Here is a 21,953-nt window from a genome sequence, read left to right on the forward strand (position 1 = left end):
CGGATGCTCGACGTCGCCCGTCACGCTCAGGTCCAGTTTAGCTTGGGCCTCCTGGCATTGCTGGTGTGCTTGACCGCCCTCGCGTGGCGCAACGTGTTTGGGCGGCCGCCCGCGCCAGATCTGGTGATTCCGGCGTGGCTAAAGGACCGCTTGTGGCCCAGCCGCGACGTCGACAGCAAGTGGCGCGCGCGCGGGCGGCTGCTGCTCGACGGTGGCTTGGCCGCGCTCGCGCTGGTGCTCGCGTTGTTCGCCATGACCGCGGGCCGAGTCGACGGCAGCCGCCTCGATCGCGAACGGGTGTTCCACGAGGTCATCCAGGCCAAGTATCACGCCGAGCTTGGCTGGGATCGCATCTACGCGTGCTCATGGGCCGCGGATCACGACGGCGAGCGGGCGTTCTCGTGGATCGAGAAAGCCCGCGCGCTCGAGCTTGGCCCCGCGCCCACGCTACAGGCCAGGCCCAAGCCGGAGACCAAGCTCGAGTTCGACGAGAGGCGGGAGGGCAAGCTCCGCAAGGTCACCGTCAGGCCCGAGGTCCCCGTCGAGGTTGAGCGCCCGCCCGCCAACGTTGGCGGCAAGCTGGTGCCCACCCGCGCGCTCGCGGATCAAGCCGAGTGTGAGCCGCGCTTCGCCGACGGCCGCTGGGACGAGTTCAAAGCCGACGTGGCCACGGCCGCCGCGATGTGGCCAAAGGATGGGTACGAGGGCCGCAACAAGGACGCGCGCTCGTTCAAGCTGGCCCCCGTGTTCGAGAGCTACGGCAGCACCGCGACGCCGGCTCGCTTGGCCCGCTTGCGGCTATGGTTCTCGATCCTCCCGGTCTCGGGCGGCAGCTTGTTCGTGCTCTCGCTGCTTGGTGGGCTGCTGAGCATTGGCGCGCTGGGGCTGGTCTGGCGCGCCTATGGTCTGCGCGCCGCGGCGTTGGTCGGGATCGTGTGCTTCGCCGAGCTGGCGGTCAGCCCGATCGCCAGCGGTGCTGGGGTCGCGGCCTCGCTCGCGCTGGCGACCGTGCTCGCGGGCTTCGCCGCCGCCGAACTCGACCGCTGGGCGCTCGCGGGTGGCCTGCTCGCGTTCGCCAGCGTCGAGCTGGTGTGGCCAAGCCTGGTCGTGCTCGCGCTGGTCGCCAAGCTTGGCGCCGACTGGCTCGCGGGCCATCCACGCAAGCGCGAGCTGACCCGGCTTGCGATCGGGGCAGGCGCGACGGCGGTCGCGCTGCTGCTGCTCAGCGCGACGCTCCCGGGCGGATTTGGCAATTGGTCGGCGTGGGCGGATCGCGTGGCCGTGCACCGCTACGCCGACGGCTCGCGCCAGGTCGGCCTGCGCTGGCTGTTCGTCCCCGACGGCAGCTGGCTGGGCGGCAACAAGGCGCTTGCGTACCCCGAGAAGGCCCAGCGCCTCGCCGACCGCCACGCGTGGATCTTGCTGTGCGGCGTGTTGCTGCTGGTGCCCTCTTTGTTGGCGGTGCGTCGGCTGCCGCCGCTCGCGTTCGCGGGGATCGCTGGGGTCACGGCCACCTTCGCGATGTTCTCGACCGAGGCCACCGCGTGGGGGATCGCGCTGCCCATGTTGGCGCTGGCGGCCGCCGCGATCGCCAAGCACCACAAGCCTTCGGCGCTGCTCGTGGGCCGGCCTTCCACGGTGTTGATCGCCGGTTGCCTGGCCCTGTGCGTGGGCATGCATGGCATCTTTCGGATCCAGCCCTTCGAGCCATGGTTGTTCAACATGGTGTACTCGCACCTGTTGACCACGCTCATGCTCGGGCTTGGCGTCGCCTTGTTGTTGCTGCCAGGCTTGCGCGAGCACGGTGATCCGCCGGGGGCGCCAGCCTCGATCCCCGTGCTGCTGGCAACGTCGGGGCGCACCCCCAAGCCGGCCGCGGACGCCAGCGAGGCGCTCACGCCCGAGCAGGTCGCCGCCGCCGCGGCCTTTGACGCCGCCTCCGCGATCACGGCCGTGATCAAAGATGAACCGGAACCGGCGCGCGACGAGCAGCCCGGAGGTGCGTCATGATCGCGCCGCCCGAGGTCATCACGCGGGAGCCAGGGCTGGGCGAGCAGCTGTGGTTTTACCTGACCTCGCGGACCGAGACCTCCGACATGCAGTTTGGCTTCGCGGTCTTGGCGATCGCCGTGCTGCTCGCGGGGGTCGCCTGGCGCACGCTGCAATTGCACCGGCGCCAGTCCACGGATCCCGCCACGCCCAGCAAGTGGCTGCGCTGGGGCGATCGCATGATCAGCGCGGCGCTGCTGGTCGCCGCGCTGGGCTCGGCCACCCAGTACTTCTACGGCTCGCGCAACAACGACAGCTGGCTGCACCGATGGGATCTGTATCACCAGGTCATCGGCGCCAAGTACTTCTCTGAAGTCGGGTATTTCCGCATCTACGAGTGCACCTGGGAGATCGACGCCACGCACGAGCGCCACTTTAGGCGGGTGGCCAAGATGCGCGACATCGAGACCCTGAAGATCCTCCCGACCGCCGAGGCCGTCGGCGAGATGGACTGCGCGGAGCTGTTCACCGACGAGGCCCGGCTCGAGCAATTCGCCAAGGACGTCAACGACATCCACGAGCTCGGCGGCCACGGCATGTGGAACAAGCTGTTCTCTGACAAGGGCTTCAACGGCACGCCCTTCCACGCGTGGATCTTGTCCAAGCTCACCGCCCACGTGGACATCGTGGAGAAGGAGCTGATCTGGCTGGGCCTGCTCGACGTGTTCTTAATGATGTTCGCGTTTGGCTGCGTCGCGTGGGCGTGGGACGTGAAGACGGCCGCGATCGCGATGCTGTTCTTCTGCGCGAACTTCCCCAATCGCTACATTCACATGGGTGGGTCGATCTTGCGCTTCGACTACATCGCAATGCTGATCATCGCGCTCGCGCTGATGAAGAAAGATCGGTTTGCGATCGCTGGCGCGTGCGTGGCGTGGGCAACCGCCGAGCGGGTGTTCCCCGCCGTGTTCGCCGCTGGCCTGGGGTTCAAGGCCGGCGTCGAGCTGCTGGCCACCCGCAAGCTCCGCCGCGAGTACCTGCACTTTGGGCTTGGCTTCGTGCTTGGGCTGCTGGTCCTGGTTGGGCTGAGCCTGTCCATGAGCGACACGATCGGCGGCGGCGTCGACAACTGGCGCGACTGGTGGGCCAACATGAAGGTCCACACCGAGCACACCCGCGGGTTTCGGGTCGGGTTCAAGCACATGTTCATGATGGACGGCAACGTGACCGAGAGGCATCGGTTCATGGGCTGGGCCAGCAAGACCAAGGCGTTTCACACCCGGGATCACTACTATCTATTGACGATGGCGGCGCTGTTTGGGCCGCTGGTGCTCGCGGTCCGCAAGCTCGACGCGGTCACCTTCGCCGCGCTGTTTTGCGCGGCCGGGTTCTTCACGCTGACGATCGCCACCCGGTACTACTACTCGGTGATGGTGCTGTTCATCCTCGTTGATCGGAACCTGTTCGAGGATCGCAAGCAGATGCTGCTGACGGCGCTGTTGTGTCTGACCGCCGCGTTCTTGACCAAGACCGCCGCGGCGACCTCGAGCGTGCCGTATCACTACAACACCGCCTCGAGCGCCGCGTTCGCGGGGTACTTTGTGATCTTGGGGGCGCTGCTGTGGATCGATCCGTGGCTGCGGGATCGGTTCATCACCGGTACTGACGCTGCGGACGAGCCGGCAACCACCGAGCCGACGCCGCCCGAGACGTAGACCGGATCAGCCCGACAGCGGAAGCGCTCAGTGAAGCTCCCGAGCGCTCAGTGAAGCTCGGGATCGCCGTCGTCGTCGCCGAGCGAGCTCACCAGGTGGAAGCTAGGCGGGGCCGGGGCGGTGCTGGTCTGCTTGTCGATCTCGCCGATCGCCAGGCCCAAGATGTCGCGGAGCTCCCGCGCGGTGCCGTCTTGAACGCGAACGGTGGTGCCGCCTACGGAGATGTGAACGGCGCCGCAGCTGCAGCGATCGATGCGACAGTTGGACGAGCGGGCGATCGTGGTGGTGACGTGTTTCAAGCAGCGGCCTCGAGCGCGACGCTACCCGCTCGCTGCGGGCTTGGCCAGCGGCGGGGGCGTCGCTGGTTCCGGGTCATCGCGCCGCCTCGCTTGGGCTTGGGCTTGGGGGCTGGCCGCGGGTACGCACCTCCGCTCGGAGGCGCTGCACGCGTCGCGAAGCCGCGGGGGCAGACCCGGCGCACGTCATGGCTCACGCATGGCCAAGGTGCCGTCGCTGCCGATCCGGCAGGAGCTTCGTGGCTTGCACGGCGGTGGCCTGCTCGGCCCGCTGCAGCTGCCGCGCGAGCCTTGGGGCGCGACGGCCGTTGTCGGCAAAGTCGGCTTCGATCAGCTCGCACACGTGATCGTGCGACTCGCCGCGGACCTCGATCAGGTGCTGCGCCAGGTAGCGCGCGCGGTTCTCGAGCGAGACCGAGTGCACGCGCCCAGCCTGCCCGAACAGCCAGTCCGCGAACGCCAAGGTTCGCTCGAAGGGCGAGCCGCCGGCCCACAGCAGCCGCATGCCCTTGGCCAGATCACCGCGGTTCCAGAAGCTGTCCCAGACCTGCGCGAACCGGCGCAGCCGCTGCATGGTCGCAAAGTCGATCGCGTGGCTCTGCAAGATCCCGTAGGGCGGCCGCGGCTCGAACACCATGCCAAACTCGTCCGCGTGACGGGAGATCGGGGTGCCGCGCAGCCGCTTGAGCAGGCCAACTTGCACCTCTTGGACATCGGCGGCGACCAGCCGATCGAGCCCGCGACCAAAGCTCTGCGCCGACTCGCCGGGCAGCCCGATGATCAGATCCGTGTGCAGGTGCACGCCCGTGTGCTCGCGCAGGAAGTTCAGGTTGTCGAACATCCGGGCCACGTTCTGACGGCGAGAGATCCGCTTGCCGACCTCGTCATCCAAGGTCTGCACGCCAACCTCGAACTGCAAGCTGCCAGCCGGGAACGCGGCGATCAGCTCGCGCAGGCCCTCCGGCAGGCGGTCGGGCACCATCTCGAAGTGCAGGAACAGGCCGGGCCGGATCCGGGCCAAGAAAAACTCCAGGATCGCGGCGCTGCGCTCGAGGTCCAGGTTGAAGGTCCGGTCGACAAACTTGAACTGGCGGGCGCCGCGTTCGATCAGCTCGTCGAAGGCCGCGAGCAGGGCCGGCAGCGGGAACGCGCGGACCCGCTTGTCGAGCGAGGACAGGCAAAACTCGCAGCGGTAGGGGCACCCGCGCGAGGCTTCGACATACAGCACCCGGTCGCGCAGATCGTGATCGTCATACAGCGCATAGGGCAGCTCGAGCTCGGCCAACTCGGGCAGCCCGCCATCGATGACGCGGGTCAGCGGATGTTGGCCGGCGATCAGGCGCGCGCACAGCTGGGCGAAGGCCCGCTCGCCCTCGCCCGTGATCACGTAGTCGACCTCGGCGAGCCAGGCCTGGTCATCGATCTCGTAGCTGACCTCGGGCCCGCCAACGACCAGCGTCACGCTTGGGGCCAGCCGTCGCAGCAGCTCGACCAGCTGCCGGGTTGGCTCGACGTTCCAGATGTACACGCCCAGTCCAACGATGCTCGGCCCGGTGGCCAGGATTGCTTCCGCGATGTCGAGCGGGCGCTCGTGAATCGTGAACTCGAGCAGCCGGGTCTGCTCGCGCAGCGGGCCCATGTTCGCAAGCAGATAGCGCAAGCCGAAGGCTGCGTGTGGGTACTTGGCGTTGAGGGTCGCCAATGTGATCGTCGACACGGGCCGGCACCATAGCAGCCCACCGGGCCGGGCGCCTTGTCGCTGGACGAGCGTCGCGCGCTTCGCCATCATCCCGAGGATGACGGGCAAGCTTGGACGGACGACGCTGACGGTGGCCGTAGTGCTGGCGGGGGCGACCTCGGTCGGGTGCACCCCTGAAGAGAGCAGCCCGTTCACGATGACCAAGGGTGACGGGACCGAGGGCGACGGCGACGGCGACCCTGGCGACGGCGACGGCGATGCCAACCCCAACTGTGGTGACGGCGTCGTGCAGGTCGGGGAAGAGTGCGACCTGGGCTCGCAAAACGGTGAGTCGAGCCAGTGCACGCCCACCTGCCACATCGCGGCATGCGGTGACGGCTACGTCTACCAAGGCTTCGAAGAGTGCGACGACGGCAACGCGACCAACGCCGACGACTGCGTGACCGGCTGCAAGCTCGCCACCTGCGGCGACGGGTTCTTGCACGCTGGCGTAGAGGCGTGCGACGACGGCAACCTCGACAACGCCGACGGCTGCACCACGATGTGCCTGCCCGGCACGTGCAGCGACGGGATCCTGCAAGAGGGCGAGCAGTGTGACGACGGCAACGTCGACACCAGCGACGACTGCCCCGCCTGTCAGTTTGCGTTTTGCGGCGATGGCTACGTGCAAAACGGGGTCGAGGCCTGCGACGACGGCAACCTCGACAGCAACGACGGCTGCACCTCGCCGCTGTGCGAGCACGCCCAGTGCGGCGACGGGATCCTCTACGAGGGCGTGGAGGAGTGCGACGACGGCAACGACGTCAACGGCGACGCGTGCACGCTGGCCTGCACCGTGGCGTTCTGCGGAGACGGGGTCAAGCAGGCTGGCGTGGAGGAGTGCGACGACGGCAACGACGTTGACGACGACTACTGCACGAACGACTGCACCTCGCTGCTGTACTTCGTCGAGGGTCCGCAGACCAACGTGGACGAGGCCGATCTTGGGGGCTGGGAGGAGTGCTGGACCGGGTTTTATGGCACCACCTACCCCAACCTGACCGGAACGATCCTGGGTCAGCAGTGCACGGGCAGCAAGCTGTTGGTTGGCTGTCGCCCCGTCAACTCCACGGTGTTCACGCTGCTGGCCATGGGCGACCGCGAGGATGTCTTGTTCGAGACTGGCCAGGGCAACGTCACCCACGACGCCAACGGGGTGTCTTGGTACTACAACGGGTCGTGGTCCATGGGGTTCGCGGATCTCGGGACTGGCGTGCAGCGCAATTCCTGTGACACGGGCAACGTCAGCCCGACCCTGCGCATGTGCTGGCATACCGGGAACAATCAGATTACGACCGGCTATCGGTGCGGGTCGCAATTCCCGTTCAACAACCAGTGGGAGCGCGTGATCATGCACGCGGATTGACCCCGGCCGCGGGCTAGCACCACGGGCTGCTAGAACGAGCTGACAGGCTACAGAAGTCGGTCCCAGTCGCCGGCCGCGTAGAACAGGTACATCTCGAATGCGGTGTAGCCTGCGTCATTGTGGATCTCGCAGTCGCCGAATTCATACACCGGGATGATGTCGGCGTTCGAGCTGATCGCGTGGTCTTGCACGAAGAACTCGGGGATGTCTGGGAGCGTGACGTAGTAGCCGTCGGGGCGGGCGTTGAGCGGGAGGACCGGCTGCGTCCATGACGTGTTGGCCGGGGACCGGCTGACGCCGTCGATCACGTCGTTGATCCGCTCGGTGTCGTAGGAGTCCAGATAGCGGCCGGGGACGCCGTCGTCGCTGATGAAGGCGTTGGCTCCGACGTCGTCGAGCACCGCGTCCTTAGCGGCCTCGGCAGTCTGGACGAAGGTCTCGGCGAGCAGCGGCAGCTGGGTGGTGGTGAAGTACATGTCCTCGACCGGATCGCTGGTGAAGAAATCCGACCAAATGCCACGGTCGTCGAGCTCGGGCACAGGGTACTTGGCGCTGTGGTAGTTGTTGGCGGTGTAGATGACCGGGTCAAACCCGTCTCCGCCGAGCTGGACCTTGTTGTTGGCTTCAGCGTTGGAGGTGTCTTCGCCAACGATCAGGTGATTGCCAATGTAGTTGACCCCTGGCGCGCCGTTCTTGACGGTGGTCAGCCGCGCGCCCCAGTTGAACGCGACATTGTTGATGACGTCGAACCTGCCGTCGCCCGAGATGTTTGGGGTTCGGTGGGATTGATGCACGAACAGGTTGTTCAGCGTGCTCAACCGGTCGATCTCGAAGGGGGCGGTGACCCCAAGGATGATCCCCGTTGCGTTCTCGGAGAAGATGCTGGTCTGGATCGTGCCATCGAGCAGCGGCGCGAAGAACGGGGCCATCGAGATCGCCTGGTCGTCGTTGAAGCTAAACGACAGATGGTCGAAGATGAAGCGCTCCGTGCCGCCGCTGATGATCGCGTTGTGGTCGAACACGTCGGGCTCGCCGGTGTAGCTGCCGTTTCGGAACCGGGTGTGCCGGATGATCAGGTTGTTGGTGGGCAGGGTGGGCAGGTTGTAGCCGCCCGAGAACAACAGCGTGCTTCCGGAGATCGTGATCCCGCCTTCGGGGGCGGTCTCGCCGGCGATCGTCAGATCGCTGTGGACGTCGATCAGCTCGATCCGCGAGGCGAGATCGATCCGGCCCGACACGTCGAACACGACCGTGCGCGGGCCCGCTTGGTTGAGCGCGGCGCGGAAGCTGCCGGGGCCGTCGTCGTCGAGGTTGGTCACGTGAATCACGGCGCCACCCCGGCCGCCGCTGGCGATCGAACCCGCGCCATACGCGGTCGGGAACGCCTTGAGCTTGCTGAGGACCAAGGGGCCGGTCTCACACGCGTCGCCGGTGTCTGTGGTGTCCGTGTCTGTGTCCGTGTCCGTGTCCGTGGTGTCGGTCGTGTCCGTCGACCCGGTCGAGTCGTCGGAGCCCGAGTCGTCGGACGTGGTGTCCGACGTACCCGTGCTGGCGCTCTGCGTGTCGCCCACGGTGTCGGTGATGGGGTTGTCCGACTCGCTGCTGCAAGCGGCGGCGAACGACAAGCTACACACGAATATCCATGACTGGCGCGGCACGGCGCGAACCTAGCCGCACGCCCGCGCACGGTCAAGGTAAAGCGCGGGCTACAGCGTCTTGAGATACTCGAGCACGGCGGCTCGCTCGGCGTCGCTGAAGTGATCGCCGAAGGTGTGACCACCGTTGCCGTGACCGAGGATCGTCGTGTCGAAGATGTGCTTGGCCTCCGCCGGGTCTGCGCCGGCTTGGCCCTGATCGAGCTCGGCCCACCGCCAGCCGAGCTGGTCCTGGTCGAAGTTGCTGCTGTCGTAGTTGACGCGCCGCCAGTAGGTGGGCCGCTTGCTGGAATTGAGCAGCAGCTCCAGGGTCGGGACCGAACCGTTGTGCAAGAACGGCGCGGTCGCCCAGATCCCGTCGAGCGGCGGGGCCGTATAGCCAATGAAGGGATCCGTCGCGGTCAATTGGGTGACCGTGCCGTACCAAGAGGCGTTGTACCAATCGATCATCGCGCCGATCTCACCGAGCGCGACGGTGCCAAGCAGGGGATCCGTGTCAACCACCTCGATCGGGATCAATAGATTGGGAAAGGTCTCGGCGTCGGGATCTGGGTCATAGGTGCCGTGGCAGCCAGCGCAGCTGCACTCGAACAGCGCGGCGCCCTCGTCCGCGAGGGCTTGGTCGATCGTCCACGGGTACGCGGGTGGCTCGATGGTCTCGAGGTAGGCCACGATGTCCGCGAAGTAGTCGAACATCTGCGTGGCCTGGGCGGCCGTGTCGATGCACAGCGAAGACGCGAACATCATGGTCCCGCGGTGGTCACCGCGCGACATGCCATTGTAGAAGTGCCCGGCCTTCTTGCTGACGCGCCACCACGGCGGCGTGTCGACGGGGACCAGGGGCGGATCGATCGGGAACAGCTGCTCGTCGGACCACTCGAGCGTGAACGGGTTGCGGTGCGAAGCGAGGATCACCGCGACGTCGTCGGCCGGGTTGGAGCCGATCGTGTAGGTCTTGATGTGGGGCCCCAGCGCTTGATAGCGGCCGATGAACTTGTTGATCTCGTGCCCGGCGTCGGTCCATTCGGGCAGCGGCGGAAGCACGCTCATCAGCGCGCCGAGATCTTGGGTGAAGTCGGCGTCGTGGCGACCCAGGCCGATCACCAGCTCGCCGTTGAACTCGCCCGCGTGGCAGGTCAGACAGTTCATCGCCGCGAGTTCGGTGCCGCCCTCGGACACGACCAAGTTCCAGTTGTAGGGCAAGTTCGCCGCCTTGCCGTCGCGCCATGGCAGGGCTTGGCCGTCGGCGTAGGTACCAAGCAGGCCCTTGCCGAGCATGAACACGTCGTAGGGGACGCCGCAATTGACGTAGTCTTCGTGGAGCAGCGCCCACTCGCCAGCGTCGGGGTCGCCGTTGAGCTCGGGCGGCGCCGGGATCTCCCAGCCAAGGTCCCACGGGCCGGGGGCGCCGAGGCAGCTGCTGGGGTCGCCGGTCTCGGACTCGCCCTCGGTCTCGGTCTCGGTCTCGGACTCGTCGGACTCGCTGGAGGTCGCGGTGGTGCCGGTCGCGTCGCTGGACTCGCTGGTCCCCGTGTCCGATCCCTGCCCCGGAGCGCGCTGGTCCGCGCAGCCGAGCGTGGCGACGCTCAGGACCAGCAAAGCGGTGAGGGCGTGCTCGTTTACGATCCCCATGACCACAGGGTACAGGCCGTGGCTCCGGGTGTCAGCCAGGCTCGCGCTGGCGTTTCGAGCTGGGCCAATGCGTGCCAGACTCGCGGGATGCGACGCGATGTCACGCTGACGGTGCTCCTGTTGCTCGTGGCCGCGTGCGGGGACAGCAGCACCGGGGACGGCTCGAGCGAGTCTGGAACTGACGGGGGGCCGGCGGCCGTTGGTGACCACCCGGCAGGTTGGAGCGGGCTGACCGGGCCGCTGACCGAGTGCGAGTCGACGCTGCCAGACCCCGCAGTGATGGCGTGGACGCGGTGACTCGCGGGGTGAAGTCACCTGCCGAGCTGCGCTCGCCGTGGGGCCATCACGGCGTCGCCGCGAGCCCCAACGCCCCCCGCATCCGCTCGATCGCGTGATCCGGCAGCGCCAAGTCCAGCCACAGCTCCAGCGCCCGGACCCCCTGCCACAGCAGCATCGGCAGCCCATCCTGCACGGCAAACCCCGCCGCAGCCGCGCGCTCGAGCAGCCCGCCGGCCGGGCGCGGATACACGATGTCGACCACCCGCGCCCCCGCTTCGAGCTTGCCAAGCTCGAGCGCCACCGGGAACGCGCGCGGCCCACCAGCGAGCCCGACGATCGTCGTGTTGATCAACAGCTCGCCGGTTGGCGCCCCGAGCTGCTCCCAGCTCAGCGGCCGCACCCGCGCCCGCGCCTCTGCGTCGCGCGGCAGCACGATCCGCTCGGGCGCGCGGCTGACCCACGTCAGCTCCACGTCCGCGAACGCGCCGAGCAGCGCGTCGGCGATCGCCACCGAGGCCCCGCCAGCGCCCAAGATCGTCGCGTGGCGCAGCGAGGCCCCCGGGAGCTCGTCGAGCGCGTCGAGGAACCCGCGCGCGTCGGTGTTGTGGCCGTGGATCTGCGTGGCGCCCGTGGCCGCGTCTTGCACGAAGCACAGCGTATTGACGGCGCCGACCCGCTGCACGGTGTCCGATCGCCGGTCACACAATTCCAGCGCGGCCTGCTTGTGCGGAACCGTGAGGTTCACGCCGCCAAGACCCAGCGCCGCAGCACCCCGCACGGCCTCGCCGAGGCTGCCGCTGCTCACGTGGAACGGCAGATAGCAATGTGGCAACCCCAGCGCAGCAAACGCGGCGGCGTGCATGACCGGCGAGCGCGAGTGGCCGATCGGATCACCAAATACGCCAAAGCAGCGAGCCAGCGGCTGCGGCGAGCTCAAGCGGGGTCCTTCTTGCTCGTGACCGCGACCCCGAGCTCACCACGCTGCAGCTGCAGGCGCAGCTCCTCGCCAAGCTCGACCTGGGCCGCGTCGCGGATCAACGCGCCGTTGGGATCACGAACCAGCGCGTAGCCACGCCCAAGCACGGCCAACGGCGAGAGCGCGTCGAGCTTGCCGGCCGCCCGCGCGAGCCGAGGCCGGAGCCCGGCGGTCAGCCCCTTGCCAGCTCGCATCAGCCGGCGCTCGAGCTCGTTGAGGCGCTTGCGCTCGGCGGCGATCCGCGTGTGCGGGTGGACGGCGCGCAGCCGCTCGGCGAGCTCGCGGTGGCGCCGACGCGAGACGCCAAGCGACCCACGCATGCTCACCAGCAGCCGCCGCTGGGCCCCGCCTAATTGCTCGCGCTCGCGCCGGACCCAGGTCTGGCCCCAGCGCTCGAGCCGGCTCGACATCCCGTGCAAGCGGGCGCCCACGTCCAGGGTCCGGCGCTCGAGGTTGCGCAGCAGTCGGCGCTCGCGATCGGCGAAGCGCTCGAGCAGCGCCGCGCGATCCGGCACGACCAGCTCGCCCGCTTGCGAGGGGGTCGCGGCCCGGCGATCGGCGACGAGATCACACAGCGTGACGTCAACCTCGTGGCCAACGGCCGACACGATCGGCACCGGGCACGCCGCGATCGCCCGGGTCAGCCCCTCGTGGTTGAACGCCCATAGATCCTCGAGCGAGCCCCCGCCGCGGCCAATGATGATCACGTCGACCCCAGGCGCCCGCTGCAGCCGCCGCAGCGCGACGGTCAGCTCATGGGGCGCCTCTGGGCCTTGAACCTTGGCCGGCGACAGCAACACGTGCGTGGGCATGCGGCGACGAATGACCTTGATGATGTCGTGGACCGCGGCGCCGGTCGGGCTGGTCACGACCCCGACGACGCGCGGCCAGCTTGGCAGCGGCCGCTTGCGCTCGTTCGCAAACAAACCCTCTGCGGCGAGCTTTTGCTTGAGCTGCTCGAGCGCGAGGGTCATCTCGCCGAGGCCCGCTGGCTCGGCACGCTCGGCGTAGAACTGAAACCGACCCTGCGCCGTGTAGATGCCCATGCGCCCGAACACGCGCAGGCGCTGGCCCTCGTCGATCCGAAACCGCAGGCGCCTGACGCTCGTCGCCCACATCGCCAGGGGCAGCGCCGCGGTGCCGTCCTTGAGCGTGAAGTAGACGTGGCCGCTGCGGGCGACGACCAGGTTGGAGACCTCGCCCTCGACCCAGATCGCGGGGACGCCCCGCTCGATCACCCGGTTGGCGAGCTCGACCGCCTCGCGGACGCTGAGCACGCGCGGCCGCTGGGGCGCCTGTCGGCCATGACCTGGATGACCCGGATGACCTGGATGACCTGGATGACCCGGATGACCGGGACCGCCTGGCGGATCTCCCTGCCCACCGGGTGGGCGCTTGCCAAACGGGATGCCGCGCTGGGCCATGCGGCCGGTTGTAACATCAATCGTCCTCGACGAGACCGAGCTGGCCCACGAGCTCGGCGACGCGCTGCTCGAGCATGGCCAGGCGGCGCCCCTGATCGCGCAAGACCTCGTCGAGGTCGTCGCTGGTCTGGCGGCGAAACGCGGCGTCGATCTCGAGCTCGGTGATGCGGCGCTCGTGCAGCTCCACCTGCTCGCGCAGGGCGTCGAGTTCGGTGTCCTCGTCCTCGGGCATGGCGCGAGTGTGCATCGATCGCTGCAGCGATGGTAGCGTGGCGAGGGCAGCGTGAGTCGCGAGCTGAAAGCCATCTTGATCCTCGGCGTGTGCGCCGGCACGGTGCTCGGGTGCGAGCGAGCCACCCCCGAGGCGCCGGGGCTCGCGCCGATCCCCGCGACCGCGCCCGCGACCGAGCTCACGGTGGAGCCGGAGGTCGGGGCCGTGAATGACGAGGCGCAGCTCGACGCGCTCGCGCTGGCTTGCGACGGCGCGGCGCTGCGCGAGCAATTCGCTGCCCGCACGCCGGCTCAGCTCGACGCCCTCGCCAGCGCTGGGCCGCCGAGCCTGGCGATGCTCGCCGCTTGGGAGCGCGGGCGTGGCTTCGACGCGGAGGGCGTGCTCGCGCCGGCCAGCGTCGATCGTCTGGCGAAGCAGATCGAGGTGGCGCTGGGGCTCGCGGCGCCGAAGTGGTGGCTCGAGCAGCTCGCTAGCGGCCGGCAGCGCGCGGGCGACGAGACCGGCCCGCCTTACTACGACGTTGGCTTGCGAGATCAGGCGGATCGCCGGGGCGCGTGGGAGTTGGGGCCGGGTGGTCTGCGGGTTCGGCCAGGCGCGGCCATGGTTTTGTCCGCCGCGAACGGCACGCTGAGCTTCGATCTGAGCATGGGCCGCGTCCAACTGGGCCCGCTGCCAACCGACCCAGGCAGCGCGATCGAGGTCGCGCGGGCACGGGCGGGCACGACGATCTACTACTCGACCTTCAGCCCCGGCTCCGGCGGGTTTCGGTTTCCACTGCGCGCCGTCGACTCGAACGGGAGCCTGCGCTGGGAAGCGCAGGTCTGCGGGCCAGATCGCAAGGTGCTCGGTGGGCTCGGCTACCTCAGCGTGGAGATCCTCGTTGTCGAGTCGCCCCCGCCAAGCCCAGACTCGCGCACGCTGCCAGGCCAGGCCGCCGCGGTCACCGGGGTCGCCGTGTTCACGGCCGAGAGCCACGGCGTCGCGCTCGACGTGTTCGATCCGCAGACAGGCGCGCGCACGCTCGCGTGGTCTTCGGACTTTTGGTCTGCCCGCTGACGCACCCAGATACCTGCGCTACCGGGCTTTGGTTCGATCGACGATCAAGAACAGCCGGGTCGGCCCGTCACTCGGATTGATGTACTCCGTCGTAGACACGGGCCCATACGAGATCGAGTCGCCGGCCTCGAGGGTGTGGACCTCGCCGCCAAGCACCACCTGCGCGCGACCTTCGAGCACGGTGATCAGCTCGACCACCCCGGCGCGATTCGGCCCGATCTGGCCCGAGGACTGGCCGGGCGGCAGCTCGTACCAGGCGACCTCTAGATCGAGCAGGCCCGGTCGCAGGCCATGCCGAACGACTTCGGTGTCGGGGTCGAGCAAGGTCCGGCGCTCGCTCGCGCGGACCAGCGACACGCTCGCCGGTTCGCTGTTGTCGAGCAGCTCGGTCAGCGAGCAACCCAGCGACAGCGCGATCTGATAGGCCAACTTGACCGTGGGGTTCTTGCGCCCGCGCTCGACCTCCGAGAGCATCGTGCTGCTGACCCCACTGGTCTGCGCGAGCGCGTCGAGGCTGAGCCCAAGCGCCTGGCGACGACGCCGGATGTTGGGTCCGATGTTGCTCGAAGGATCGACCATCTCGTGGCGACACCCATACGCTATAGCGTTGACGCCGGTCAAGTTGCTCTCTAGCATCTTGTTGTCTCCGGGTGACTGCCTGGAAGATTCGCTAAAGCGTCCGGTGTGAAGCCCATGCTGACAAGCTCCCCCACGTCGATCGGCTTCGTCGACAGCCACACCGAGGGGGAGCCGACGCGGGTGCTGATCGTAGACAGGTTCACCGTGGGCAGCGAGGTGTTTCAGCTCGGGCGAGGGCTTCTCGCCCGCTTGCGGACGCCTTCGTAGACAGGTTCACCGTGGGCAGCGAGGTGTTTTCAGCTCGGGCGAGGGCTTCTCGCCCGCTTGCGGACGCCTTCGTAGACTGGTTCACCGAGGGCAGCGAGGTGTTTTCAGCTCGGGCGAGGGCTTCTCGCCCGCTTGCGGACGCCTTCGTAGACTGGTTCACCGTGGGCAGCGAGGTGTTTTCAGCTCGGGCGAGGGCTTCTCGCCCGCTTGCGGACGCCTTCGTAGACTGGTTCACCGTGGGCAGCGAACTGTGTACGCTACTGCCCATGCGCCTGCGCTTGCCGTCATCGATCGCGTCTGTCTTTTTGGTTCTGGGTGTGGGTTGTGGTTTCGACTCGACCGGCGCCGGAGATTCGTCCGGTGAGGCGGATACCGACGGAAACGGAGACGGGGACGGTGACCCGGGCGACGGGGATGGCGACGGCGATCCGGGCGACGGGGATGGCGACAGCGGCGACGGGGATGGCGACGGAGACAGCGGCGATGGGGATGGCGACGGAGACAGCGGAGACGGGGACGGCGACTCGGGCGATGGCGACGGAGACACTGGCGATGGAGACGGCGAATCTGGCGATGGCGATGGCGATCCAGATCCCTGCGCCGGCTACTCGTTCCACGAGATCATGCTCGCTTCGGACGGCCAGCCAGCGCTGCCGATGGCGCTGTATGGCAACGAGAACTCGCCGCCGCCCGGCGTGTGGGCGCAGTCGGAGGTCGACGAAGAGGGCACGATCACGTGGGGCTTCGATGTCGAGTGTCCCGTCGAGGTCGTCATGTGGGCCGTGGTCTGGGATCAAAAGCCGGGCTTCTTGCCCGACGACGCCGACTCCTTCTGGGTCCGCATGGACGGCGAGGACCCCGAGCGCAAGTGGGTGTTTGGCTGCCAGACGGAGAATGTCGACTCGGGTTGGAGCTACCAGCAGGTGAGCCACAACGCGGGCGAGAACACGTGCATGCTCGAGTCCGTGAGCTGGGTGTTGAATCCGGGTGTGCACATTCTTCGCGTTCGCAACCGCGAATCATCCACCTTTCAGGGCGCGGCCGGGATCGCGCGGGTGCTGCTGACCAGCAACGCCGACTATGTCCCGACCATAGCGAACGATTGAGGTCAATTGCTGGCGAGCCGTCGCAGCTTGGCGTAGTCGACAGCAGCGCGAGGGCTACTCGACCGGGACGGTGTCGCAGCCGAACAGGATGTCGACCGACGCCTGCGTCGCGTTCTGGGTGCGCGTGCAGGTCTCGGGGCAGATGCGGATCGACTGCGGGTTGATCGCGTCGGGCAGATAGAACCACCCATCGCCGCCGTTGCACGCGGCCTCGTTCTCGACGTAGTAGACGCTCTCGGGCTGGCCATCGAGGAGCAGCTCGACGTTGACCTTGTTGGCGTCGAAGGTGTCGCCCTCGGGCGGCTCGGGGATCTCCCACTCGCACGCGAGCGGCAGGTTCTGCTGAACCGACTGCGCGATCTGGTTGAACACCGGGCCAAACTGCTGGTCACACAGATCACCGGCGACGCCGCCCGTGAGCGACACGAGGTCCAGGTACACGTCGCCGGCCTCTTCCGACAGCGGGATGAACGAGAGGCAGCAGCTGGCCCCCAGCGCGCAGTCGAGCGGGTCCGGGGCCTCGAACGCCACGATCGCGTGGAAGAAGTAGTTGGCGTAGTCGGGGTTGAGCGCCTTGAACGCCATGTCGAAGTTGGCGGCGTTCATGCTCGAGTTGTCGTCGCTGACGACGACCAAGTGCTTGACGGAGTTGGGCCGGATCGAGGTGGACCACAGCTGCTCGGTCGAGAGGATCTTCTCGAGCGCGTTGGTGCTGCCGACGGTCTCGACGACGTGCAGGTACTCGGGCAGCTTGGTGTCTGCGGGACATGAACCGCTGCCTAGCGGCACGCCAATGCAGGGCCCATCTGGAGACGACTCGGCGATCATCACGACGTGGTGATCAATGTTGGCCAAGAAGATCTGCGTGGAGAACATGTTCATGTTCTGCTGCACGAAGTTCTTCTCGTCGGACATCGAGCCCGACGTGTCGATGACGAACACGATGTCGACCGGCGCGAACTGGTTTTGGGCCTGCTCGCTGACCGCCGCGCACTCGTCCCCGGTGTCGCCGTCGCCGTCGCCCTGCTGCATGTCGAGCAGCGGGCCAGAGCTGCTCGAGTCGCCGTCGCCGTCGCCGGTCGTGTCGCCGTCGCCATCGCCAACGGTGAACACGCCCGTGGTGCTGCCCAGCGGTCGGCCTTCTTCGCCGCCACAGGCACCAAGCAGCAGGCCCGAGGCGATCAGCGTCCGTCGTAGTCCAGGTTGCATGGCCGGATGATAACGGGTCGGGCGGGCCTGGGTAGCGATTTTAGCCGTGGGGGGGACTGAATCGTTTGTTATCTGACCTACGTATTTTTGGGGCCTGATCTCGGCATCGTGCCCGCGGGATATCGACTCGCGCTACCCTGCCGCCGACCCCATGGCGAAGCGAAAAGGCGGCGGGCGTGAGGCCCCGATTGACCACACGCGTGTCATCGATGGCTTTGGCGAGCTCGTTGGCCGCACGCACTACGAGAGCTTCGAGACCGAGTGCGGACGCTGCGGTGTCACCTTCGTGTTCTCCGCCACCGCACAAAAGCACGTACACGAGCAGCGCGGCGTCCCGATCAAGCGGGCCCGTGCGGGAGCTGGCTACTGCTCGGCATGCGCGACCGCGCGCGGGCGGGACAATCGGCTCCGGGCCAAGGCCAGCGCCGAAGCGCAGCAGCTGCGCGCCGCCGCCGAGCGTGCCAAGGCAAGCGCGGACGCGAGCCCGAAAGACGGCTCGAAGCTGCTCGAGTATGTCGTCGCGAAGATCCGCGTGCTCGAGCATAGCTGGTCGCAGCGAGCCGCCGAACGCCTGCTTGGTGATGTCCGCCGCGCCCGTCGGCTCACGCCCTCGCTCGCCAGCGTCAGCAAGTGGGAGCTGCGGCTTGGCGAGTTGATTGCGGAGAACACACGTGACGAATGACCAGCGGATCCCCGTCGAGCGATCTGCAGTTGAGACCATGCAGCTGTGGTCATGCGTGTCGCTCGCTGACAGGTGCGTCGATTCGGCCTTAGTCCTTCTCAGGGTTCTCAGGGGGGTCATCGGAGGCAATCTTGCCCGCTCGGGCCCAGCGCCGCAGCGTGGCTTCAATGACCACGTTCAGAAGCAGCATGAGCCCCGCCGCGACCAACGCCGCGATCAGTGGGCGCAGATCGAGCCAGAGAACGAACAAGAAGACCGCCAAATTCCAAACCAGAACGATCGTCTTGACCCTGTCCCATTCTCGTTTTTGCAGCGGGAACAGTGTGGGACCGACGGGACCTGGCGAGACCAGACGGGCATTGTTCGGGTCGTCGTTCAATCGCAGTAGTCCTCCAGCGCGTCCGTTCCGATCCCCGCTGCTGCTGCCCCCGCCCCTGCGCACAAACCACATGTGGGGACCGCAGCGCAACAGGCCACCGTTGCGCTCGCCACGACGCCGACCCAGATGTACTTCCCTGCTCGCAACACCTTCTTGCCCCACGCGCTGCACTTGAAAGCTTGTGAGTCGCCTGCGAACGCATCCAAGAGCGCGGCTCCAGCCCCGCCTCCAAGCGCAACCAGGGCTCCCGCCGCCAACTCGCTGGCCGCAGGATCCGATGATGTCCAGTTCGAGACGCCACTCGCGGCGTCCCAACTCGAGTGAGCGATGGCCTCTCCATCGACGTACAGATAGCCGTCGCCACGGTTCGTGTCGTCGGCGACGATGACGACCTCTGCCGTTTCGCCGCTCGGCAGTGTGTACGTCACCGACCCCCACCGTGTGCGGTGTCCGTCCGAGGTGGTGTACTCGTCGGCCATGCTAGTGGCGGCGGTTGGTAGGTTGGTGATGCAGCGAACGCGAGTGACAGAATTGCGTGGGTCAACATGGACAAAATTGCGACCATTCTGGACCTCGGCAACGCGCAACGTCTTCGCGTCTGCGCGACTGAGATCGGCAGCTAGATCGCCCGCCGTCACTCCGCGACCGGCCGCGGGACCCCGACCACAAACCCATGCCCCATTGCCGCGCGAGCACGACCCGCTCGAGCTGGGGCGGCAGCCCGGTGAGCTTGGCCCGTCGCGCCCAAAAGTCCGTGCCTTCGGGCGGTAGCTCGCCGTCGACCTCGTCTGGCTCGCCAAGGAAGCGCTGAAACTCCGGGGGTCCGCAGAGACTCGGCGCGCTCGCCCTCGCCCCGAAGCTTTTGCAGGGTCGCCCACACGGCCTCGTTGTCGAAGCCGTCGAGCTCGCGGCGGACGTCGTCACGCACGTCCCGAAGCATGTCGAGGTGCTCGCGCTCGCCCTCGTCGGGCAGCCCGTGGGCGACACAGACCCGCCGGAGGTCATCGTCGCCAAGCAGCTCGAGGATCTCGAAGAGCACCATGCCGTTGGCGGTGGACAGCGCGGTCGTGATCGTGGGCTTGTCGTCGTCTGCTTCGACGAACACCAGGAAGTCCTCGCACAGGGCGAGGAGCTGCGGACGCCGTAGAAGCTCGAGCACCGAGTGCAGCGTGGGTGGCTGGGGCTCGGTGGGGGGCTTGCCGGTTTGAAAGTCAGGTTCTTCGAAGATCCCGAACAGCTCGGGCTTGGCTTCGCGGCCAAGGATCCTTTCAATGATCGGCTGCTTGGCTCGACCCGCGTCGTCGAGGCCGTGGGCGCGACAGATATCCTCGAGCTCGGTGCGCTCGAGCTCGTTGAGGATCTGCTCCAAGGCCGGGGTTGTCCGGGACTGGGCCAGGGTGTCGATCAGCACGGCCTTCTTGTCGCCGGTGCTGGCCGGGAGCTCGAAGGTTCCCGCGAGTTCGAGCAGGCGCGAGCGCGTGAGCACGGCGAGGGCGGAGCGCTTGCTGGGTCGAGCCATGCGGGGGGGCAGGGCATCAGGAAGCTGCAGCGCCGCGCAGCCCCGCTCACTCTTTGGCGAGGGCCGCCAAGTGTCGAGCGGCTGCGCCGGGCCGGTCGCACAGCGGCTCAGCGGGCGCTCGGGTCACGGCTCGAGGTGATGATAGGCGTCAACCGTCGCAATGCGCGGATCCTCGACCGCGCCGCCAACGGTGAAGTGATAGATCGTATGCAGCGAATCATCCGCGACCCCGATCAGCTCGTGGACGCCATCGTCAAAGAAGCATCCGATCCCCGTCGCCCGTCGCCCCGCGGCCTCGGCCTCGAGGTACAGCACCTGCCCGATCGCGCCGGCCTCCCAGTGCAAGTGCCGATACATCCACGCCCCGTGCTCCGCGAGCGCGGGCCCAAGCTCCGCGAGCATCGCAACCGCGAACGCGCCGTCGGCTGCGATCGCTTGGCGGCAGCTGACCAGCGCCGCGACCGGGCGCGCGTCCGCGAGCTCGAGTCGCCACAGCGGCAGCGCGAGCGGGCCGGTGTCGACGGGCGCCCAATCAAAGTCGGTGTGCATGTTCTCCGCGATCGTGGCGCGGACGCTGGGATCGCGCAGCAGCAGGTACAGCCCCGGCTCGACCCCGTCCACGCGATGCACGAACAACAGCAAGTGCACCCGCGGGCGACCGAGCAAGCTGGCGAAGGGCGCGTGGCCGGGTCGTGCCAAGGTCCGCGCGAGCATCCGCAGCCACGCCTCGCGCGAGAGCCCGGTGACGCCGTCCATCTCGACCGCGCTGCGCCGGGTTCGAAATACGTGGTGGGCAGACGCGCCCGTGGGCGAGGGCTCGGGGGTCGCGGTTGGTGATGGCTCGTCGATCACGACGGGGCCACTTCGCGTGCACGCATGGGCGACGCCGTTGATGCTTGGCCACGGATGGTGCGACTCGCTCAGAACATTTGGCGTGCCGACGAGATCGAGCGTGAGCGAATCGGACAGTGTTGGCGCGTGACCTGGCGGGCGCGGGCCGACGAACAGCACCAAGTCCGGGTGCTCCGGCTCCGGGCCAGACGGCTCGGGGAGCCCCAGCAGCCGGGCGGCGCCAGCGTCGTCGATCGAGGGCAGCGCTCGCAGGTGCCAGCCCAAGGCGCCCGCCGATAGAGCCAGCGCCGCGATCGCGTGGCCGACATCATGTTGGCAGTAACGGAACGCCCGCTCGCCATACTTCCACGACTCGCGCCATGGGATCGAGCTCAGGCCAATGATGACGCCGTCGCCGTCGCCGCGCAGGGTGTCCCACAGCTTGGGCTCGAGCGCGGCGCGGCGCTCGAGCGCGTGGACCAACGGAGCGTAGTGCCACACCGCCGGGGCCTCGCTCAGGCCTGGGATCGCACCAACGACGTAGGCCTCGGTCGGGTGCAAGTTGCCGCTCGAGGGGTTGCAGCGCAGCGCCCAGCGATTCTCGCCGAGCTGCTTCCAGGCCGAGAGCGCCATCGAGTCGAACAACAGACGCGCGACGCTGTTCGCGTTGACGGGCTGCGTGGCGACGCGCGAGGGATCGTAGACCTCGTCCAGGGTTGGGCCGCGCTCGGCGTCGAAGCTCCGCGCCAACGGCTCGAGCTCGCAGCCCTCGTAGCGCCGAAACGGGGTTGGTTGGGTGTCCCAGTCCATGAACCCCAGCGACTTCGCGTAGCGGTTGGGCAGGCGGTGCTTGGTGAGCTCGTGGTAGGCGAGCGCAGCGGCGATCGGGGGCTTGGACATGATGGGTTGCGCGGGCGAGTCGGTGGGGGTCTACCACGTACTTCGGGGCGCGCCGGTCGACGCGACAGGGTCGTGGCCCCGCTCGAGCTCCGATCAAAACCGGCGTTGCGTGCTCGCTCGAGA

20 protein-coding genes are annotated in these 21,953 nt (G+C 67.8%); 7 read left to right on the forward strand and 13 right to left on the reverse strand.

Annotated features, from left to right (window positions below; translation table 11 throughout):
• Positions 1-3: 3 nt before the first annotated feature.
• Together DB30_RS09155 and DB30_RS09160 are read left to right on the forward strand one after the other, a co-directional pair.
• Complete coding sequence (locus DB30_RS09155; RefSeq protein ID WP_052547906.1) at positions 4-2,010, forward strand: hypothetical protein; 2,007 nt, start codon at positions 4-6, stop codon at positions 2,008-2,010.
• A complete protein-coding gene (locus DB30_RS09160; RefSeq protein WP_052547907.1) occupies positions 2,007-3,704 on the forward strand; it encodes a hypothetical protein in 1,698 nt (565 codons plus the stop codon). The genes DB30_RS09155 and DB30_RS09160 overlap by 4 nt, the downstream gene beginning before the upstream one ends.
• Positions 3,705-3,751: 47 nt before the next feature.
• Here the strand turns inward: DB30_RS09160 and DB30_RS09165 are convergent, their stop codons facing one another.
• Together DB30_RS09165 and DB30_RS09170 are read right to left on the reverse strand one after the other, a co-directional pair.
• Positions 3,752-4,003 carry a hypothetical protein gene (locus DB30_RS09165; protein ID WP_052547909.1) on the reverse strand — a complete coding sequence of 84 codons (252 nt, stop codon included), beginning with the start codon at positions 4,001-4,003 and terminating at the stop codon, positions 3,752-3,754.
• 190 nt (positions 4,004-4,193) lie between these two features.
• Positions 4,194-5,717, reverse strand: a complete 1,524-nt coding sequence (locus tag DB30_RS09170; RefSeq protein ID WP_052548032.1) for a B12-binding domain-containing radical SAM protein — start codon at positions 5,715-5,717, stop codon at positions 4,194-4,196.
• Between the two features lie 79 nt (positions 5,718-5,796).
• Between DB30_RS09170 and DB30_RS09175 the strand changes: the two genes are divergently transcribed.
• Positions 5,797-7,104 (forward strand): DUF4215 domain-containing protein, encoded by a 1,308-nt coding sequence (locus DB30_RS09175; RefSeq protein ID WP_052547911.1) that lies wholly within the window; start codon positions 5,797-5,799, stop codon positions 7,102-7,104.
• Positions 7,105-7,151: 47 nt separating this feature from the next.
• On the opposite strand, the gene DB30_RS09180 is transcribed toward DB30_RS09175, so the two are convergent.
• On the reverse strand, positions 7,152-8,762 hold the full coding sequence (locus DB30_RS09180; RefSeq protein WP_146658351.1) for a hypothetical protein: 1,611 nt from the start codon (positions 8,760-8,762) through the stop codon (positions 7,152-7,154).
• Between the two features lie 48 nt (positions 8,763-8,810).
• Positions 8,811-10,391, reverse strand: coding sequence for a c-type cytochrome (locus DB30_RS09185; RefSeq protein ID WP_153258260.1), 1,581 nt, complete (start codon positions 10,389-10,391; stop codon positions 8,811-8,813).
• 87 nt (positions 10,392-10,478) lie between these two features.
• Between DB30_RS09185 and DB30_RS09190 the strand changes: the two genes are divergently transcribed.
• Complete coding sequence (locus tag DB30_RS09190; RefSeq protein ID WP_052547920.1) at positions 10,479-10,688, forward strand: hypothetical protein; 210 nt, start codon at positions 10,479-10,481, stop codon at positions 10,686-10,688.
• 46 nt (positions 10,689-10,734) lie between these two features.
• Here the strand turns inward: DB30_RS09190 and DB30_RS09195 are convergent, their stop codons facing one another.
• From DB30_RS09195 to DB30_RS09205, 3 genes are all read right to left on the reverse strand, one after another.
• On the reverse strand, positions 10,735-11,607 hold the full coding sequence (locus tag DB30_RS09195) for a shikimate dehydrogenase family protein (RefSeq protein ID WP_052547923.1): 873 nt from the start codon (positions 11,605-11,607) through the stop codon (positions 10,735-10,737).
• Positions 11,604-12,923, reverse strand: a complete 1,320-nt coding sequence (xseA, locus tag DB30_RS09200; RefSeq protein WP_052547925.1) for an exodeoxyribonuclease VII large subunit — start codon at positions 12,921-12,923, stop codon at positions 11,604-11,606. Before xseA ends, DB30_RS09195 begins: the two co-directional genes overlap by 4 nt.
• A 163-nt stretch (positions 12,924-13,086) precedes the next feature.
• Positions 13,087-13,302 (reverse strand): SlyX family protein, encoded by a 216-nt coding sequence (locus tag DB30_RS09205; protein WP_052547931.1) that lies wholly within the window; start codon positions 13,300-13,302, stop codon positions 13,087-13,089.
• A 51-nt stretch (positions 13,303-13,353) separates the two neighbouring features.
• On the opposite strand from DB30_RS09205, the gene DB30_RS09210 reads away from it, so the two are divergent.
• A complete protein-coding gene (locus tag DB30_RS09210; protein ID WP_052547933.1) occupies positions 13,354-14,358 on the forward strand; it encodes a hypothetical protein in 1,005 nt (334 codons plus the stop codon).
• An 18-nt stretch (positions 14,359-14,376) separates the two neighbouring features.
• On the opposite strand, the gene DB30_RS09215 is transcribed toward DB30_RS09210, so the two are convergent.
• Positions 14,377-14,937 carry a helix-turn-helix domain-containing protein gene (locus DB30_RS09215; RefSeq protein WP_052547936.1) on the reverse strand — a complete coding sequence of 187 codons (561 nt, stop codon included), beginning with the start codon at positions 14,935-14,937 and terminating at the stop codon, positions 14,377-14,379.
• Between the two features lie 533 nt (positions 14,938-15,470).
• Between DB30_RS09215 and DB30_RS41320 the strand changes: the two genes are divergently transcribed.
• The gene (locus tag DB30_RS41320; RefSeq protein WP_205632945.1) at positions 15,471-16,310 is read left to right on the forward strand and encodes a hypothetical protein; all 840 of its coding nucleotides are present in this window, start codon (positions 15,471-15,473) and stop codon (positions 16,308-16,310) included.
• 54 nt (positions 16,311-16,364) lie between these two features.
• Here DB30_RS41320 and DB30_RS09230 read toward each other — a convergent pair whose 3' ends face one another.
• The gene (locus DB30_RS09230; protein WP_052547940.1) at positions 16,365-17,519 is read right to left on the reverse strand and encodes a vWA domain-containing protein; all 1,155 of its coding nucleotides are present in this window, start codon (positions 17,517-17,519) and stop codon (positions 16,365-16,367) included.
• A gap of 151 nt (positions 17,520-17,670) precedes the next feature.
• Between DB30_RS09230 and DB30_RS09235 the strand changes: the two genes are divergently transcribed.
• Positions 17,671-18,201 (forward strand): hypothetical protein, encoded by a 531-nt coding sequence (locus DB30_RS09235; protein WP_052547942.1) that lies wholly within the window; start codon positions 17,671-17,673, stop codon positions 18,199-18,201.
• An 88-nt stretch (positions 18,202-18,289) separates the two neighbouring features.
• Here the strand turns inward: DB30_RS09235 and DB30_RS09240 are convergent, their stop codons facing one another.
• The 4 genes from DB30_RS09240 to DB30_RS09255 form a co-directional block, all read right to left on the reverse strand.
• Entirely contained in the window at positions 18,290-18,580 is a 291-nt protein-coding gene (locus DB30_RS09240; RefSeq protein ID WP_146658356.1) for a hypothetical protein, read from the reverse strand.
• Entirely contained in the window at positions 18,577-19,059 is a 483-nt protein-coding gene (locus DB30_RS09245; protein WP_052547944.1) for a hypothetical protein, read from the reverse strand. The genes DB30_RS09240 and DB30_RS09245 overlap by 4 nt, the downstream gene beginning before the upstream one ends.
• A gap of 155 nt (positions 19,060-19,214) precedes the next feature.
• A complete protein-coding gene (locus tag DB30_RS09250) occupies positions 19,215-20,099 on the reverse strand; it encodes a hypothetical protein (protein WP_052547947.1) in 885 nt (294 codons plus the stop codon).
• A 123-nt stretch (positions 20,100-20,222) separates the two neighbouring features.
• On the reverse strand, positions 20,223-21,830 hold the full coding sequence (locus tag DB30_RS09255; RefSeq protein WP_052547949.1) for a SagB/ThcOx family dehydrogenase: 1,608 nt from the start codon (positions 21,828-21,830) through the stop codon (positions 20,223-20,225).
• Between the last annotated feature and the right edge of the window lie 123 nt (positions 21,831-21,953).

Origin of the sequence: Enhygromyxa salina, from assembly GCF_000737335.2 — a bacterium.
GTDB classification, from domain to species: domain Bacteria; phylum Myxococcota_A; class Polyangia; order Nannocystales; family Nannocystaceae; genus Plesiocystis; species Plesiocystis salina_C.

Coding starts and splice junctions, on each gene's coding strand:
- DB30_RS09155 (WP_052547906.1), top strand. CDS start 4: ATGCTCGACGTCGCCCGTCACGCTCAGGTCCAGTTTAGCTTGGGCCTC.
- DB30_RS09160 (WP_052547907.1), top strand. CDS start 2,007: ATGATCGCGCCGCCCGAGGTCATCACGCGGGAGCCAGGGCTGGGCGAG.
- DB30_RS09175 (WP_052547911.1), top strand. CDS start 5,797: ATGACGGGCAAGCTTGGACGGACGACGCTGACGGTGGCCGTAGTGCTG.
- DB30_RS09185 (WP_153258260.1), bottom strand. CDS start 10,391: ATGGGGATCGTAAACGAGCACGCCCTCACCGCTTTGCTGGTCCTGAGC.
- DB30_RS09190 (WP_052547920.1), top strand. CDS start 10,479: ATGCGACGCGATGTCACGCTGACGGTGCTCCTGTTGCTCGTGGCCGCG.
- DB30_RS09205 (WP_052547931.1), bottom strand. CDS start 13,302: ATGCCCGAGGACGAGGACACCGAACTCGACGCCCTGCGCGAGCAGGTG.
- DB30_RS09215 (WP_052547936.1), bottom strand. CDS start 14,937: ATGGTCGATCCTTCGAGCAACATCGGACCCAACATCCGGCGTCGTCGC.
- DB30_RS41320 (WP_205632945.1), top strand. CDS start 15,471: ATGCGCCTGCGCTTGCCGTCATCGATCGCGTCTGTCTTTTTGGTTCTG.
- DB30_RS09230 (WP_052547940.1), bottom strand. CDS start 17,519: ATGCAACCTGGACTACGACGGACGCTGATCGCCTCGGGCCTGCTGCTT.
- DB30_RS09235 (WP_052547942.1), top strand. CDS start 17,671: ATGGCGAAGCGAAAAGGCGGCGGGCGTGAGGCCCCGATTGACCACACG.
- DB30_RS09245 (WP_052547944.1), bottom strand. CDS start 19,059: ATGGCCGACGAGTACACCACCTCGGACGGACACCGCACACGGTGGGGG.
- DB30_RS09250 (WP_052547947.1), bottom strand. CDS start 20,099: ATGGCTCGACCCAGCAAGCGCTCCGCCCTCGCCGTGCTCACGCGCTCG.
- DB30_RS09255 (WP_052547949.1), bottom strand. CDS start 21,830: ATGTCCAAGCCCCCGATCGCCGCTGCGCTCGCCTACCACGAGCTCACC.